Raw genomic sequence first — 14,476 nt, forward strand, 5'->3', positions numbered from 1 at the left:
TGACAAGTCGGATGCCTCGTTTGTGACAACCAGGCTGCCTCGACCGTCCCCATTCACCAGCTCAGCCGGTCCCGCTGGTGACAACTCCTGAGCTTCGGCTCAGGGCCCTGGCGTGATGGTGGGTGGGGCTGTTCGGGCTGGTGGTGGGGCAGTGTCCAGCATGTAGATCATCTGGCAGGGCGGTTCGCCTGTTCCGGTCCGCTGCCTCGCCCTCTTCCCTACGATCCGGCGCATGGTGGATCCCGAGGTGACCGAGCGGATCTCAGTACGCCGCGCGGAGTTGGACGATCTGGAAGAACATCTGGTCAAGCAATTGGCGGAGGTGCGGGCCGAGCGCGATGACCTCGCCGCGGCCGAGCGGGTGCTGACCCGGATGGGCGAGCAGATCGCCGCCGAACGAGCCGTAACGGCGCCGACTGTCGCGCAGGTGGGTGGGAAAGGGGTGCTGCTGATCCCGCACCGCGCGCCGGAGGTCACCGAGACCGTGCTCCCACCGGAGTACCAGCGCATTCTCGCCGCAGTGCGTGACGCGGGCGGGCCCGTCACGGTCCGCCAGGTCGGTGAGGCGATCGGGCTGGATACCGGGGTGCGGGGCAAACTGGAGCCGCTGCGCGGGAAGCTGACCAAGTTGGCCGATCGCGGCTGGCTGCACAAGCGTCCCGACGGGCGGTTCGCCGTCCGCCCGTGAGGCGCGAGCCAGCAAAGAGGGCCGTAACTACGGTGTCCCCGGGGCTCGTTGGGAATGTGTGACCAAAACCGAAGAGCGCGCCGGGGACACCGTGTCCCTTGTCTACCAGTGCCGTCTGCCGCTGTCCACGCACACCGTCAACCACCTCGCCCGCCTGCTGCGGCGCCACCTGAAATCGATAGGCTCGCGCTGGCGGTCGCTGCCGCCGGGGAAGATCGCGGTGATTGTCCTGGCCGTGCTCCGCCACGACCAGCGCCTGGCCGACATGGCCGGCGGCAACAACGTCGCCGAGTCCACCGTCCGCCGCTGGCGCGACGAGATGATCCACCTGCTCGCCGCCCGCGCTCCGCGCCTGAACCGGGCCCTGAAGAAGATCGCGAAGCGGGGCGGGAAAGTCGTCCTGGTCGACGGCACCCTCATCCCCACCCAGCGCCGCACCGGGCGCGACAACCGGAAGAACTTCTCCGGCAAGCACCACCGCCACGGCCTGCACTTCCTCGCCCTGACCGACGAGAAGGGACGGTTGATCTGGACCTCCGCCGCCCGGCCCGGCCGAACCCACGACGCCACCGCCGCCCGCCACGACCAACTCGTCAACCACCTGAAAGCAGCCGGCCTCGGCGCCCTCGCCGACCTGGGCTTCCTCGGCGTGGACAAACCCGACGACCCCGACGACCTGGTCATCGTCACCGGCTTCAAGGCCACCCGCTACCGCAAACTCACCCCCGGACAGCAGACGGCGAACCACGTGCTGGCCGCCGGACGCGCCCCAGTCGAGCACGGTTTCGCTCACCTCAAGAACTGGCGCGTGTTGACCAAACTCCGCACCGATCCCGCCCGCGCCACCCAACTCCTGCGCGCCCTGCTCGTCCTGACGAACCTCGAAGTCAGCCGCTGAGACAACGCCGCATGCAATGCCCGACGTTCGTCCGGAGCATTCCCCCTCTGGCCAAAGACCCCGGGCACGGCATTGACTTGCCAGAACACGGCACCGGTCAAGCGAAAAGGGGCAAGGGCGTGCGCGCACGGGGCATCAACTACGACACCGGATTCCTTCCTGGGGAAGAACTCTCCCGCAAGAGCTTCACCCCTGAAACGGTCCAGCACGACATGGCGGTGATCTCCAGGGAGCTCCACTGCGACGTCGTTCGTATCTCCGGGCGAGAGCCCGAACGGCTGAGCATCGCTGCCCGGCATGCTGCAGACACGGGCCTTGAGGTCTGGTTCGCTCCCTTTCCCGTGGACCTCCCTCACGGCCAGTTACTCCCGTTCTTCGCCGACTGCGCCCAACGCGCCGAAGCTGTGCGGGAGGCCGGCGCCGACGTGGTGTTCGTCGCCGGCTGCGAGATCAGCGCGTTCTGCGGGGGCTTCATCCCGGGCGACACCTACGGCGACCGCCTGCGGGCCATGGCCAGCGCCGACATGGAGTGGTGGTCCTCCCTCGGACCGGTGCAAGAACGCCTCAATGAGTTCCTCTCCGAAGCCGCCGCGACCGCCCGCACGCACTTCGGCGGGCGGATCACCTACGCCTCGGCGCCCTGGGAGTTCGTCGACTGGCATCCGTTCGACTTCGTCGGCATCGATGCCTACCGGGCTGCCTACAACGCCGACAGCTTCCGGGACGAACTGCGCGGCCACCTCGCCCACGGAAAGCCCGTCGCGGTAACCGAGTACGGAACCTGCGCCTACCAGGGCGCGGGCGAACGTGGCGGCATGGCCTGGCAAGTGCCGCACGGCGCGGTGCCGGACGAGGACGAACAGGCACGCTACTTCACCGAGCTACTGGACATCTTCGAAGAGGAAGGCGTGGACACCGCGCTCTGGTTCACCTTCGCCGGCTACAGCAGGCCCAGGCAGCACGACCTTGGCTCGTACGGCGTCGTCCGGGTGCTCGACGAGGCCCGCTGGGAACCGAAGAAGATATTCCACACGATGGCCGTCAGGCACCAACACGGCTGAAGCGTCACGGCCTCCGTTCAGAAAGGGCTGTCGGCGTCGGCCGTAACTGGACGCCGAGCGTCACAGAACGATGGTTCTGCCGCAGCCCGGCAGACGATCTTCTCAGCAGACTGCCGCCCGCGACCAGCACGAGCATCCCGAGAGACCGCCACACCAGCCCTTTTACCTGCGACTTCGAGTTGGCGGAGGCTCACTGAATCCAGACCCTTTAGGCGAGCACCAATTGCCTGTGACTGAGCATGCCAGTTGGTTCTGACCGCCCTTCCGTGATGGCTACGCCGAGTAGCGGATCCGGCCGGAGTCACCTTGCTGAGGTAGCCATGCGGCTCAGCCTCCATAGCCATACCCGGAACCCTCCACGGCGGCGCTGGCGATCTGGTGCGCATGCTGGACGTGCGCCACGCTAGTCACCAGGAGAAGGCAAGCCGTGAATGAAACATCGCTTCCTCACGGCACTGAGCCTGCGGTCGTCTTCGACTTCGTGGTCTCTGACGGGGGCCTCGGGTGGAGGGAGGGAGCTTGACTGCGACTGTGAGGAATTCGGGCGGGTCTCCGCGCGGTGTCATGCGCTGGCCATTGGGCCTGCACATCGCCGTAGTGTTGGTGCTGGCCGCGGTTGCAGCGATTACAGTCCTAGGACTGCTATGGCTGGGGCTGGGGGCACCTCGAGTGCAGGTACCCGGACCGCTCAGGCCCAGCGACACATACGATGCCATCAAGATTGCGTTGGCGATCGTGGCCGGAGGCGGCGGCGTGGTAGCACTCGTGGTCGCTTACCGACGCCAGCACCTCAATGAAACCACCGACGCCCGGGAGCACGACAAGGCGCTGATCGAACGATTCGGCGCCGCTGCCGAGCAACTCGGAGCGGAACAGCCAGCCGTACGCATGGCGGGCGCCTACGCGATGGCGCGACTCGCCGATGAATGGCCACAGGAACGGCAGATGTGCATCGACGTGCTGTGCGGCTACCTGCGAATGCCTCACGCTCTCGATCCACCCAGCGACAACCAGGCGCTGACGACCTGGCAGCGAGAGCGGAAGGTCCGCGAGACCGTCCTGCAACTCATTGGCGCCCACTTACGCGACGGTGCACCTGAATCCTGGCAGGGATACGACCTGAACTTCGCCGGCGCCGTCATCGATGCGGCCGACTTCCGCGGTGCGCGCTTCACCGGCGGCGACATCGTCTTCGTCGAGACAGTCTTCGTCGCTCACGGCCGGGACCAGATCATCTTCGACGATGTCGACTTCGCCAAAGGCAGCCACGTGTACTTCCGGCTCGCCGAATTCCGCAGCGGCTCCGTTCGCTTCAACCGTGCCACATTCAGCGGCGGCTGGGTTACGTTCGACTCTGCCAGCTTCACGGGCGCGCAAGTAAACTTCCGGGAAGCCAACTTCACGGCGGGCGAGATCCTCTTCGAGGACGCTGAGTTCTCCGACGGCTGCATCGACTTCAGCGGCGCTTCCTTCACCGGCAGCACGGTGAACTTCGGTGAGCACCATCTCCCTTCCATCTACCGCACAGTGCCGCCCGCCCACTTCAGCGGCGGAACCGTCGACTTCTCTCAAGCAGCCGACTTCACCCAGCCTCCGCACTTCGGCCTGCAGACGCTTCCTCCCGGGCTCCGGCTTCCGTCGGGCACCAACATCTCCGACCTCCCTTGAGGAGGCCAGGTCGGAGACGGCCCATGACGGCCGGGCGGAGCTGCCCGCCTGACCCCGCCGCCCCTCTCGTCCAGCAGCCCGTACACCGATCAACCATCGATGAGTGTGACTTGACGGAAAGTCACTGGCTCGGGCGACTGTCGATAGCGCATCGGTCGTAGCCGTCACGGAAGCGCGGTCACAACCTGCCAGTTGGCCGCTGAGAGCTTCAGTTGGCCACGTGGGCGCTCACCGACGAGTCCGCCTCTACCGCCACGTCGGAATCACGAGTTCATCTGTCGATCGGTGAGCCATCGCGCCTGGGCTACATTGCCGCTGCCCACGGTCAAGCTGGCCCTGGCAGCGGCGTAGAAGCGGTCCCGGCCTTCGTCCGTGCGTCGTACGGCAGTTACCCAGTCGAAGCCGTCGGCGGCAACACCACGTGCCGCCCGCTCCAGCTGCAGCACGGCCCAGCGCCACTCGCGCGCGGCGGCCACCGTGTCGGCATCGCCCAGCAGGAGCACCGCCTCCCACGCTTTGGTCCGCTGGGCGTCAGCTTGGGCGATCAGTTCAAGTCCTGTGTCCCGATCGATCGGATGTGCCCGCGATGAGGGTCGTGACGACGCTGTGAGGCGATGCGCAAGTAGGTGGACCTCCTTGAGCGCCCGACCGAACTCGGAGTAAGCGTCCAATCGCCGTTCATCCCACCGCACCGAGAGGGCGCGCTCCCACTGAGCCCTGTCGTTGAGCCGGGCTGTGAGCAGCGTCCCCAGGACACCGACGATGACACCTATGAGGGCAGGCAGCTGGTTCAGAAAGGCAGTCACCTTCAAAGCGTGCCCGTCGCAGCGTCCGGCCAAGTGGCACGCTCAGTGTGGCCAACTGGCGTGCTCGTTCCCGAAACCGGAAAACGAGGCCGGACACGCAGCGAACCGGCAGGTCCGGCGACGGAGTCTTCGACTACGGCGCCGACTGCCACCCATGAGCACGGGAAGGGATCACCGCATGTCAGTCCCCACCGCCATGCACCGCGCGTACGGTGGCGATACGACCCGCTTGGAGGTGCCGATGAGCGCGCAGCCCGAGGAAGCTCCCGCCCCGCCAGCCCCGGCTGCTGCCGCCCAGCTGCGCGACGACCGCGCGCCGACACTTGGGTACCGGCCTTCGAGCGGGACTGGGCCAGGGCCCTGGAGGACTCCCGCGATGCACCCCACCGACCGAGCCGGTGCCGTCGTCGAGACGGGCGCCAACCTCGCCAAGGCTGTCGGCATGTCCCCGACTGAGCTCTCCCGCACCCGGCGCCGGGTCGTAGAGGCCGGTTGGCTCGAGGAATCCGAGCGGCTCGCTCACATCAGTTACTGCCGGCTCAGTGCGAAGAGCACCAGGGAGGACATCGTCGTCCCTCTGCGCCGCGCAACCTGAACGGCTCCGCCGCGTGCACTGATCACGGCCCCTACGAGGTACTGGTCACTCCCGCCCGGCCCGAGCCGTACTCGACCTGGCCACCCTCTACCGCAACCTGGTCAAGGAGCGCCTGCCCTCACCGCCGCGCACTCTCAACGTCATGGTCAAGGGCGGCGACTGGGCCTACGGCTGCCAGCTGGTCGAAGAGGCTTTCGCCGCCCTGCCCGGCCCGGGCGCCCCGCCGCGAAACCTCACCCCGATGGTGCTCACCGACACCGGTGCCAAGCTGTCGAAATCGCTGATCCGCGAGGGCACCGTGTCACCCCCGCCGGGCGCCAGGCCGTGGCTGGGACCGCTTTGCGATCCCCGTCAGCAGAAGCCCTGCGCCGCTTGCCACGATCGTCGTGATTAATCCGAGCCTGCCCAGGTCATGATCTCCCCAGCGGTGCGCCGGATCAGGATTGGTTCCTCTGATCCGGTCCGGACTCGGCCGATGTCGCGCCATGCGGTTTCTCGACTGCCGGTTCTGATCACGCCGCACGAACCCTCCCCCCGGGGCCCTGCATGACAGGACGACGCTAGCGTCCTGCGCCAGCTTCGTGAGTCATGGCGGGTGGGCCCGTAACGTGATCGCAGTCGTGCCTGTACCTCGTTCGCGTTGAATGCCGACGCATGGAAGGCCAAGCGGCCGCGCCGGGAACAGCCGGTCCGGCCGGCAGGGTTACATCGACCGAGGGACCGGCGCCGCACGGGCGGGGAGCACGGAGACCACAAAGTCGTCCGCCCCACCAGGATCCGGGCCCCAGGATCGCGGTACGCCCGCCGCGCGCTTGGATCAAGACGTATGTCTGCAGGAGGACTCTTTCATGGCTGACCGGCCTTTGACGCTCATGGCAGTACACGCCCACCCCGACGACGAGGCCACCGGCACCGGGGGTGTCCTCGCGCGGTACGCGGCGGAAGGCATCCGCACGGTTCTCGTGACGTGTACCGACGGCGGTTGCGGTGACGGACCGGGGGGTGTCAAGCCGGGCGATCCCGGGCACGATCCGGCGGCGGTCGCGTTGATGCGCCGTCAAGAACTTGAGGCGAGCTGTGAGGTTCTGAAGGTCAGCGACCTGGAGATGCTGGACTATGCCGACTCCGGGATGGCGGGCTGGCCGAGCAATGACGCCCCCGGATCCTTCTGGCAGACCCCCGTGCAGGAAGGTGCGGCCCGACTCGCGGAACTCATGCGGCACTACCGACCTGATGTGGTCGTCACCTACGACGAGAACGGCTTCTACGGCCACCCCGACCACATCCAGGCCCACCGCATCACGATGGCGGCGCTGGAGATGACCGAGCTGTCCCCGAAGGTGTACTGGACCACGATGCCCCGCTCGATGATGCAGCGGTTCGGCGAGATCATGCGCGAGTTTCACGAGGACATGCCGGAGCCGGACCCCGCCGAGGCCGCCGCGATGGCCGAGATCGGCCTCCCCGACTATGAGATCACCACGTGGGTGGACACCACCGCGTTCAGCGGCCAGAAGTTCGACGCGCTGGCCGCGCACGCCAGTCAGGGCGAGAACATCTTCTTCCTCAGGATGGGCAAGGAGAGGTTCGGCGAGTTGATGGGCATGGAGACCTTCCTACGTGTCCAGGACCCCACCGGAGCGGCCGTACCCGAGAACGATCTCTTCGCCGGACTGCGCTGATCCGCCCGCCCGACCATCCAGGAACATCCACCGCACGGCGCGTTCGAGCGGGTCTCACGCCCGGAGGTTTGTCCACGTGAGTTCCGCTCCGGCAGCCCCCGTCCAAGGCCCTCGCCGGCGGCGTCGACGCGTGCGTGCCGCGCTTCCGACCCGCCACCGCGCTTGTCCTCAGTCCACCTGGCAACCGCACAGGTGGGAGACCTGCGGGCTGCTGGCTCACAAGGTGCGCGACAGCCCAGGTCAGCCCCGCGGTCTGCTCCGATCAAGACAGACCGTCGAGGAAGCGACACGAAGCTGAGGATCCGATGTCCGACACGCCGTGAGGCCACAGAAGATGAAGCAGGTCACGGGGTGGGATTCGACACGAACCGCGAGGCCCCACACGGTGCCAGGGGGACCGCACGATTCGCGTGCCGACCTGCGCGGTCGCTGACCTGAGGTGTCTCTTTCGGGGACACCCCAGGTCAGCGGCCCGCACCTTGTGTTCGCGGTCCGTCCTGGAGCACCGGGCGTGGGCTAGGAGTTGAGGTTCTGGCGCACGTCCAAGTAGCAGCGCAGCCGTAGGCCGGGCTCGCCGGGGCCCGGGTGCCGGTTCGCCAAAGCCGTTGCCCACCCTCGGCGGCGACCAAGCATGCCGTCTGCCGACGCCACAGGCTGGCACGCGGAGCGTGATCACGCGTGCGCAGCATGGTGTGGCGTACTGCCGGAATAGGTGCCTGGCCGGCTGTGTTGGGAGGAGTGTGGTCGTGAAGGGGACAGTGTCCCCGGGCCTCACCTATTGCCTGCAGGGAAGATCGTTCGGCTGAAGCCCTGCAGTGCCTTTCGCCGCGTAGGCGACCGCCCTTCACGACCGCGCATGCTGATCAGCCCCGCCCGGCGCTGCTTACCGGGCGGGGCTGACTGCTGTGCACCAGCCGGGTGCTTGGCTCGGTGGGTGGGGGAGGGGCAGCCGCAGTCGTTGCGGTGATTTTCCGGGAGCGGGTCTGGTCGTTGAGGTCGTAGCCGCACAGATCGTGGATGGAGCCGCCGCTGCGGGTGAAACACCCATGCCGGCCGCTGTGGTTGCGCTTCTCATACACGAGGGCGGTGCGGTCGGAGTTGTTGCGGATCGAGCTGCCACGGTCACGGAGCGCGGACGGGAGGTCCTTCAGGCTGCCGTCCACGGCACGCCGCACCCACGGCACCGGTAGCCGAGCGGCTGGTTGTCCTCGCGGCTTCCGCTACCACCGGGACACAAACGCCGAGCAAGATTGTTGAACGATGCTACGATCCTGACTGCCAGGTTGCTGCGGCATTCGGACAGTGAGAGGACGCCCGTGACAAGCGACGAGGACTACCGAGCATCCGCCTCCTTGGATGTCGTGCGTGCCTGTGCCATCCGAGCCAAGCAGGGTGGCATCGCTCTCGTGGGTGCCTCGGACGCCGAGATCGACTTGGCGCTGCGTGGCATGGCGGAGCGTCTGGGATCGGCGCAGTCGGCTCTCATGGCCGCCAACGAGAAGGACCTCGCGGCTGCCGTCTCCGCAGGCATGTCGCCCGCACTGCAGGATCGCCTGCGACTGACCTCAACGCGGTTGGAGGCAATGGCGGCGGAGCTGCGCATGCTGGCGGATACCGCGCACGAGCCGAGGGACAGGGTCGTCGAGGTGCGCCCGGACGGCCTCACCCTGCTGGAGCGCAGGCGTCCGGTCGGGGTCATCGGCGCCAATTTCGAGGCTCGTCCGAACGTCACGCTCGACATCGCGTCCCAGCTCCTCAAGTCACGCAACGCGGGTGTGCTGCGCACCGGATCGGCTGCGCTCGGCTCGTCCCGGGCCTTGGTGGATCAAGTGATCGCACCGGCGCTCGCCGAGGCGGGGCTGGATCCGGACGCCATCCAGCTGGTGCCCAGCGAAGACCGCTCGGCGGCTTACGCGCTGGTGGCCCTGCCCGAGTTCATCCCGCTGGTCATCCTGCGCGGGAGCGGCGACAGCACCCGCGACCTCGGCCAGGAAGGCGCACGTCACGGTGTGCGGACCCTCGCCCATGCCGACGGCGGCGGAGTCCTGTACGTGGACTCGGCCGCCGTCGAAAAAACCGCGCACCAGCTGATCATCGACAGCCTCGACCGCCTGGGCGTGTGCAATCGCCTCAATCTGCTGCTCATCGACCGGCCTGTGTACGAAGAGCGGCTGCCCGGCATTCTTCAGCTCCTGCACCGCCTGGGCATCACCGCTTCTCTTCCCCCGCACAGCCATCCGCGCGGATACGAGTGGTCACTCGACTCGGAGCGTGCGGCAACTGTGACGATCGACGCCGCCGACGGCCCGTCGGACGCGGCTCGGATCGCGAACGAGGAGACGTCCGGGCTGGCCGCCGCCATCGTGACCGACGACCCGGCCGCCGCTGCCCGGTTCATTGACGCTTACGGCGGCTCTGGGGTCTTCTGGAATTCCCCCACGCGACTTCTCGACGGCTTCAAGCTGCTGCGACTGCCGGAGACTGGTATCAACATCGACCGGGTTCCCGGTCCGCGTGGGCCGGTGAGCTTCCGCGATCTGTACCTGCGGCAGTACGTGGTCGTGCCCAGCGCGGAGAATCTCGGCTAGAACCCCGACTGGCGGAACGCCGGCGGCTCGAAGGGTGGCAGTCCCCCAAGGTTCGTTGGGTTTGTCCCGGTCATGCCCAGGCGTCCCGCCCAGTGGTGCCCGCGTCCTGGTTCAGGGATGCCGGCCTCTGACGTCGTAGTACCTCGGCCAGCGTCTGGTGTCCGGACTGCTCGGCGTGCACGACTCTGTCGCTTGGCAGGGCGCGCTGCCACCACTCGCCGGCTGCGGTGTCGGCCGAGGCACGCAGTTCGACCAGCGCGGCGCCGAGGCGACGTCGGGAGGCGTTCAGCGCGCTGGGCACGGGATCCGGCTCGGCGACGAGAGCCGCCGTGTGCGCATGGGCGTGCTCGACGGCGGTGAGCGCGTGCTCGAGGCGGTCGCCTGCGCGCCGATTGGTGACCGCGATGGCTGCGACGAGGCCGACGAGCGTGCCGACGAGAGTGTCCATGATCCGTCCACTGATCAGTTGGACGGAGTCCTGGGTCCGGGCGAACTCGGTGATGAGCAGGGCCATCGGGGTGACGCAGACGGTATGGAGCCAGTAGTTGGGGCCGATCAGTGCCGCGGCGGCGAAGCAGAAGGCGAGGAAGCACAGCACGAGGGCCGCCGGATGCAGGTGGGCGAGCGGAACGATCGCGGCGAAGGCGAGGACGCCGATGAGGTTGCCGACGACCCGCTCAACTGCTCGTCGCCGGGTGAGCGTGAGGTTGGCCTGGTACAGGGAGGCGGCGGTGACGAGGGCCCAGTACGGGCGCCCGATCCCGAGGGCGAGGGAGGCGTATCCGGCGAGCGCGCATCCGATCCCAGTGCGCATCGCGAGGGGGGCGAGCAGATTGTGCCGGCTCCACCACGCCGCCCGGGGCGACGCGGTCGTCTCGGCGTCGAGGCCGAGGAGTTCCTCGCCTTCCGGCACCGGGTGGCCGACGTACGGGATCGGGCCCGAGCCGCGCAGGTTGCGCGCCCACGCCTGCAGACGCTCCGGGTCGGCATCCCCAGGAGCGGTGACGGCGGCCTCGGCGCGCGCGACGAGCCGTATGAGGGAGCGGCGTGTGAGGTCGCTTCGGGCGTCGGCGGCCGGCAGGCATTGCCAGGCGGCCTGCACAGCCGCGGCAGCGGCGGCGTGGGCCTTGACCTGGACCTCGGCCGTGCTCACGGCGACGTACGCGGCGACCGTGTCGAGGGCGTGGGCGGTGGCGCGACGCTCGGGTCCGTGGGGGCGCAGCAGGCCGGGCGCCATGCAGACCAGCCAGGCCCAGACACCCCCCAGCAGGGCCAGCCCGATATGGCCGGGGACCTGAGCGGGAGTCTGAGGCAAGAACAGAGCGGTCGAGCTGATGAAAGTGAGGACCACACTCGAGGGCGGTCCGATGCGGGTGGCGTCGCAGACGGCCTTCTGCAGGGCGGCCATGAGAGCGCCGACACCGACCAGGACAGCTGCGTTGGTGGTGAGCGCCGCTGTGAGCAGCGCGACGGCGAGGCCACCGACCATGCCGAGCACCACCCAGGCCAGGGCCCGGTACCGGGCGGCGTACGGGCGGTGGTGGCAGTACAGCGCGGACATGGCACCGGCTATCGGGTACATCGCCAGGTCGAGCCTGCCCAGCACGAGCATGGACAGAGCGGGCAGGGCGGTAGCGGCGAGCACGCTCAGCGCGGGTTTGAACCAGATGTCGGAGGGCCGGGCGCATCGCAGCACCCCGGCGTGGGCCACGCGGCGCAGGGCCGCACTCGTACTCATTGATTCTCTCCGTGAGATGCGCCGTGACCCGTAGCGGGGGCGGTCGGCGTTTGGGGGTGTCGTGCCGCGCGGTGAATGCGAGCCGAGAAGAGGGGGCGAACGCCGCCGACTGAGCCTTCGCGCCGGGGCAAGCACCAAGATCGGAACAATTCTCAGACGGCGGCGCACGAGCACGGCTTGGCGGGACGAGGGCGTCCGCGGCATGCAGGCGTCCCTCGACCGACGGGTCGGTCGTCGAGCAGAGCGTTATCGTCCGGCGGCGGCCAGAGCGCGCTCCGCGATCCGGTTGGCGGCTGCCAGGGTGGTCGTCGCCTCTTCGTCACTCTGCCGCAGGATTTCGGCGGTCGTCGACTGAATCGACTTCAGCCGGTCCCGGGACTGCTCGGGGCTCAGGTGGTGCAGTTCGACGCCAGTCCCGTACATCACTCCGCCGGCGTTGGCCACGAAGTCGGGGGCCCAGACGATTCCTGCCTTGGCGAGATCGGCGGCTACCTCGTCGGTGGCCAACTGATTGTTGGCCGAGCCGACCACTGCGCGGCAGCGCAGCGCGGCCGCCAGCTCACTGGTGAACACTCCGCCCAATGCGCACGGCGCCAGGATCTGCGTCTCCAGTGTGTAGGCGCCGTCGAGTTCCACCCACTGCGCCCCGGCCGTCTCCGCGGCTGGGCGACGGGTGAGGTCGATGTCAGTTGCCCTGACCTTGGCTCCTGCGGCCACCAGGCGTCGGGTGAGTTCCTGCCCCACTGCCCCGAAGCCGACGACCACGACGTCCCGGCCGTGCAGATCGGCGGTACCCCACAGATGCTCGGCAGTGGCCAGCATCGCGTGCTCCACGCCCGCGGCCGTGCCGAACGTCGTCGCCCCCAGTCCGTTCTCGGTGGTCGAGTAGCCGCCGACGTACGGCGTGCGACGGCGGATGCGGAGCATGTCGGCGGTGCTGCTGCCCACGTCGGGCGCCACGTGGTACGCGCCATCGAGTTCGTGCACCACTTCGGCCAGGTCCATCAGCAGCCCGTCGCGCAGCGCCTCGTCCAGTTGCTGCGGGCCGGAGGGAAGCAGCGGTACGACAGCCTTGCCGCCGCCTGTGCCGTTGCCGACGGCGGCGGCCTTGTACGTCATGCCCCGGCTCAGCCGAAGGCAGTCGACGAACGCGTCGGCCGGGGACGCGTAGCGGGCTATGCGTACACCGCCCACCGCGGGCCCAAGGCGGGTCGAGTGGACGGCGATCATCACAGGGAGGCCGGTCCGGCGGCCTGACCGGACCACCACCTGCTCGTGATCGAGAGTTGCTTCCAGCGCTGCAGCTGACATGGAGAACCTCCATAGGCGGGTGAGGTGGCTGACTTAATGTACCTTAAGTCAGCGTCGCCGTAGAGTGGAGTGGTGACGTCATCCCTGATTGGTCTGCTGGCCGACCGCGACAGCTGGCGGTCCGAGCGCTGTTCCGCCGCTCGTGCCCTGGAGGTGCTCGGCACCCCGGCGAACCTGCTGGTGCTGCGCGAGGCGTTCTACGGCACGACGTACTTCCAGGACTTCGTGCGGGAAACCCCGCTCAGCGAGCCCGCGATGGCCAAGCGACTCAGAGAACTCGTGGACGTCGGGCTCCTGACCCGAGTGCCTTACCAGGAAGCCGGCCAGCGCACACGTCACCGCTACGAACTCACCCCGCCCGGCGAAGAGCTCATGGTCGCCTTCTTCGCCCTCATGGAGTGGGGCGACCGGCATGCCGCCCCCGACGGAGGTCCCGTACGCCTGCGGCACCGGGATTGCGGGGCACAGGTTCACCCACGGCTTTCCTGCACCGAGGGCCACATCCTGCCGCCAGGCGAGGTCGAAGTGGTCGCGGCACCCGCCCTGCTGAGCACCGTGGCAGCCGACGACTGACCGATGCCACGAGCATCCAGCCCGCCTGCCGCAAAGGGCGTCACCAGCCTCTCCGGGAACACACCTAGCGGCTCAGTTCGGGCGCGATGACGGAAGCGCTCAGTCCGTCGACTGTCTCGACGTCGTGCCCGGTCAGCTCCGTCCACCGATCGAGGCGGTATCGGGCACTGTTCGGATGGATGTGCAGCCGACGGGCGCAGGCGCGCTCACGGAGTACCGGCATTCCGAGTACGCCCGTACCGTCTCGGCCAGCTGCGGGTGCCGCCGTGCCACCGCCACCGTCGGTTGGAGGGCAGCCTCGAACCGGTGCCTGATGGCTTGAGGCTGGGCATCAGGCAGTCACGTTCGAACTCGACGACCCGATGCTCGTCGGTCGTGCGCGCGACGGCCTCCTGGGTGCCCTGGAGAGCGGCCGCGGCGCCGGCGAGTCCGGTACGCGGGATGCCGACACCAATCCTCGCTGCAGAGCTGATCGCCTCGATGGCGGCACATCTCTGCGACACGTCGAGGCCCTGGGCGGTCACTTGTCTTGTTCAGGAGCTCCACCAGACGCTCGCTGTCAGCACGCTGCGCAAGCCCGGTGACACAGACAACGCTGAAAGCGTCGTCGAGCTGAAAGCCGAGTCCGGTGGCGGTGGCGTCGTTGCGAGGCGCTTTGCCGATGAGTTGGCGGAGCAACTCCCGCTCCAGGGTGAGCCGGCGGCCGCGCCGCTTCTGTGCTTTCGCCGCGTGTGCCTCTGCGACCGCTGCACAGAGGCGGTGAAACCAGCCATAGCGGGCTGACCACGGAGGCGAGGGCGTCGGACAGCGGCGGATCGGAGCGTTGCCCGGTGGCAAGTCAAGCCGGCAGCGGTGGACGCGTTCCGGA

16 protein-coding genes are annotated in these 14,476 nt (G+C 68.3%); 10 read left to right on the forward strand and 6 right to left on the reverse strand.

Going from position 1 to position 14,476, the window contains the following annotated elements:
* Positions 1–232 precede the first annotated feature (232 nt).
* The 4 genes from OHU35_RS41185 to OHU35_RS41200 all read left to right on the forward strand — a co-directional run bounded on the left by OHU35_RS41185 (position 233) and on the right by OHU35_RS41200 (position 4,315).
* Complete coding sequence (locus OHU35_RS41185; protein WP_189730065.1) at positions 233–688, forward strand: hypothetical protein; 456 nt, start codon at positions 233–235, stop codon at positions 686–688.
* Positions 689–746: 58 nt separating this feature from the next.
* Positions 747–1,586: a transposase family protein gene (locus tag OHU35_RS41190; RefSeq protein ID WP_189730062.1), complete on the forward strand. Its 840-nt coding sequence runs from the start codon at positions 747–749 to the stop codon at positions 1,584–1,586.
* 11 nt (positions 1,587–1,597) lie between these two features.
* On the forward strand, positions 1,598–2,647 hold the full coding sequence (locus OHU35_RS41195) for a hypothetical protein (RefSeq protein WP_229873459.1): 1,050 nt from the start codon (positions 1,598–1,600) through the stop codon (positions 2,645–2,647).
* A 726-nt stretch (positions 2,648–3,373) separates the two neighbouring features.
* Entirely contained in the window at positions 3,374–4,315 is a 942-nt protein-coding gene (locus tag OHU35_RS41200; RefSeq protein ID WP_189730058.1) for a pentapeptide repeat-containing protein, read from the forward strand.
* 263 nt (positions 4,316–4,578) lie between these two features.
* On the opposite strand, the gene OHU35_RS41205 is transcribed toward OHU35_RS41200, so the two are convergent.
* Complete coding sequence (locus OHU35_RS41205; RefSeq protein ID WP_359895809.1) at positions 4,579–5,121, reverse strand: hypothetical protein; 543 nt, start codon at positions 5,119–5,121, stop codon at positions 4,579–4,581.
* Positions 5,122–5,497: 376 nt separating this feature from the next.
* Here OHU35_RS41205 and OHU35_RS41210 point away from each other — a divergent pair, with 376 nt between their 5' ends.
* The 3 genes from OHU35_RS41210 to OHU35_RS41220 all read left to right on the forward strand — a co-directional run bounded on the left by OHU35_RS41210 (position 5,498) and on the right by OHU35_RS41220 (position 7,398).
* Positions 5,498–5,716, forward strand: coding sequence for a replication initiation protein, RepL2 (locus OHU35_RS41210; protein ID WP_359895808.1), 219 nt, complete (start codon positions 5,498–5,500; stop codon positions 5,714–5,716).
* Positions 5,717–5,858: 142 nt separating this feature from the next.
* Entirely contained in the window at positions 5,859–6,110 is a 252-nt protein-coding gene (locus OHU35_RS41215) for a hypothetical protein (RefSeq protein ID WP_189730052.1), read from the forward strand.
* A gap of 454 nt (positions 6,111–6,564) precedes the next feature.
* Positions 6,565–7,398, forward strand: coding sequence for a PIG-L family deacetylase (locus tag OHU35_RS41220; protein WP_405509094.1), 834 nt, complete (start codon positions 6,565–6,567; stop codon positions 7,396–7,398).
* A 516-nt stretch (positions 7,399–7,914) separates the two neighbouring features.
* Here the strand turns inward: OHU35_RS41220 and OHU35_RS41225 are convergent.
* Together OHU35_RS41225 and OHU35_RS41230 are read right to left on the reverse strand one after the other, a co-directional pair.
* A complete protein-coding gene (locus tag OHU35_RS41225; protein WP_229873458.1) occupies positions 7,915–8,031 on the reverse strand; it encodes a DUF6207 family protein in 117 nt (38 codons plus the stop codon).
* A 230-nt stretch (positions 8,032–8,261) separates the two neighbouring features.
* Positions 8,262–8,561, reverse strand: coding sequence for a peptidase inhibitor family I36 protein (locus tag OHU35_RS41230; RefSeq protein WP_229873455.1), 300 nt, complete (start codon positions 8,559–8,561; stop codon positions 8,262–8,264).
* Between the two features lie 153 nt (positions 8,562–8,714).
* Between OHU35_RS41230 and OHU35_RS41235 the strand changes: the two genes are divergently transcribed.
* Positions 8,715–9,986 carry an aldehyde dehydrogenase family protein gene (locus OHU35_RS41235; RefSeq protein ID WP_189730048.1) on the forward strand — a complete coding sequence of 424 codons (1,272 nt, stop codon included), beginning with the start codon at positions 8,715–8,717 and terminating at the stop codon, positions 9,984–9,986.
* A gap of 70 nt (positions 9,987–10,056) precedes the next feature.
* Here the strand turns inward: OHU35_RS41235 and OHU35_RS41240 are convergent, their stop codons facing one another.
* Positions 10,057–11,724 carry an FUSC family protein gene (locus OHU35_RS41240; RefSeq protein WP_405509097.1) on the reverse strand — a complete coding sequence of 556 codons (1,668 nt, stop codon included), beginning with the start codon at positions 11,722–11,724 and terminating at the stop codon, positions 10,057–10,059.
* Positions 11,725–11,970: 246 nt separating this feature from the next.
* Positions 11,971–13,035, reverse strand: a complete 1,065-nt coding sequence (locus OHU35_RS41245) for a Glu/Leu/Phe/Val dehydrogenase dimerization domain-containing protein (RefSeq protein ID WP_405509099.1) — start codon at positions 13,033–13,035, stop codon at positions 11,971–11,973.
* 72 nt (positions 13,036–13,107) lie between these two features.
* Here OHU35_RS41245 and OHU35_RS41250 point away from each other — a divergent pair, with 72 nt between their 5' ends.
* The gene (locus tag OHU35_RS41250; RefSeq protein WP_043207182.1) at positions 13,108–13,608 is read left to right on the forward strand and encodes a helix-turn-helix domain-containing protein; all 501 of its coding nucleotides are present in this window, start codon (positions 13,108–13,110) and stop codon (positions 13,606–13,608) included.
* A 64-nt stretch (positions 13,609–13,672) separates the two neighbouring features.
* Here OHU35_RS41250 and OHU35_RS41255 read toward each other — a convergent pair whose 3' ends face one another.
* A complete protein-coding gene (locus tag OHU35_RS41255) occupies positions 13,673–13,831 on the reverse strand; it encodes a helix-turn-helix domain-containing protein (RefSeq protein ID WP_189730044.1) in 159 nt (52 codons plus the stop codon).
* A 218-nt stretch (positions 13,832–14,049) separates the two neighbouring features.
* Here OHU35_RS41255 and OHU35_RS41260 point away from each other — a divergent pair, with 218 nt between their 5' ends.
* The gene (locus OHU35_RS41260) at positions 14,050–14,391 is read left to right on the forward strand and encodes a hypothetical protein (protein WP_359895800.1); all 342 of its coding nucleotides are present in this window, start codon (positions 14,050–14,052) and stop codon (positions 14,389–14,391) included.
* The last annotated feature ends 85 nt before the right edge of the window (positions 14,392–14,476 follow it).

This window comes from Streptomyces purpurascens (assembly GCF_045040895.1).
Lineage (GTDB): Bacteria > Actinomycetota > Actinomycetes > Streptomycetales > Streptomycetaceae > Streptomyces > Streptomyces purpurascens.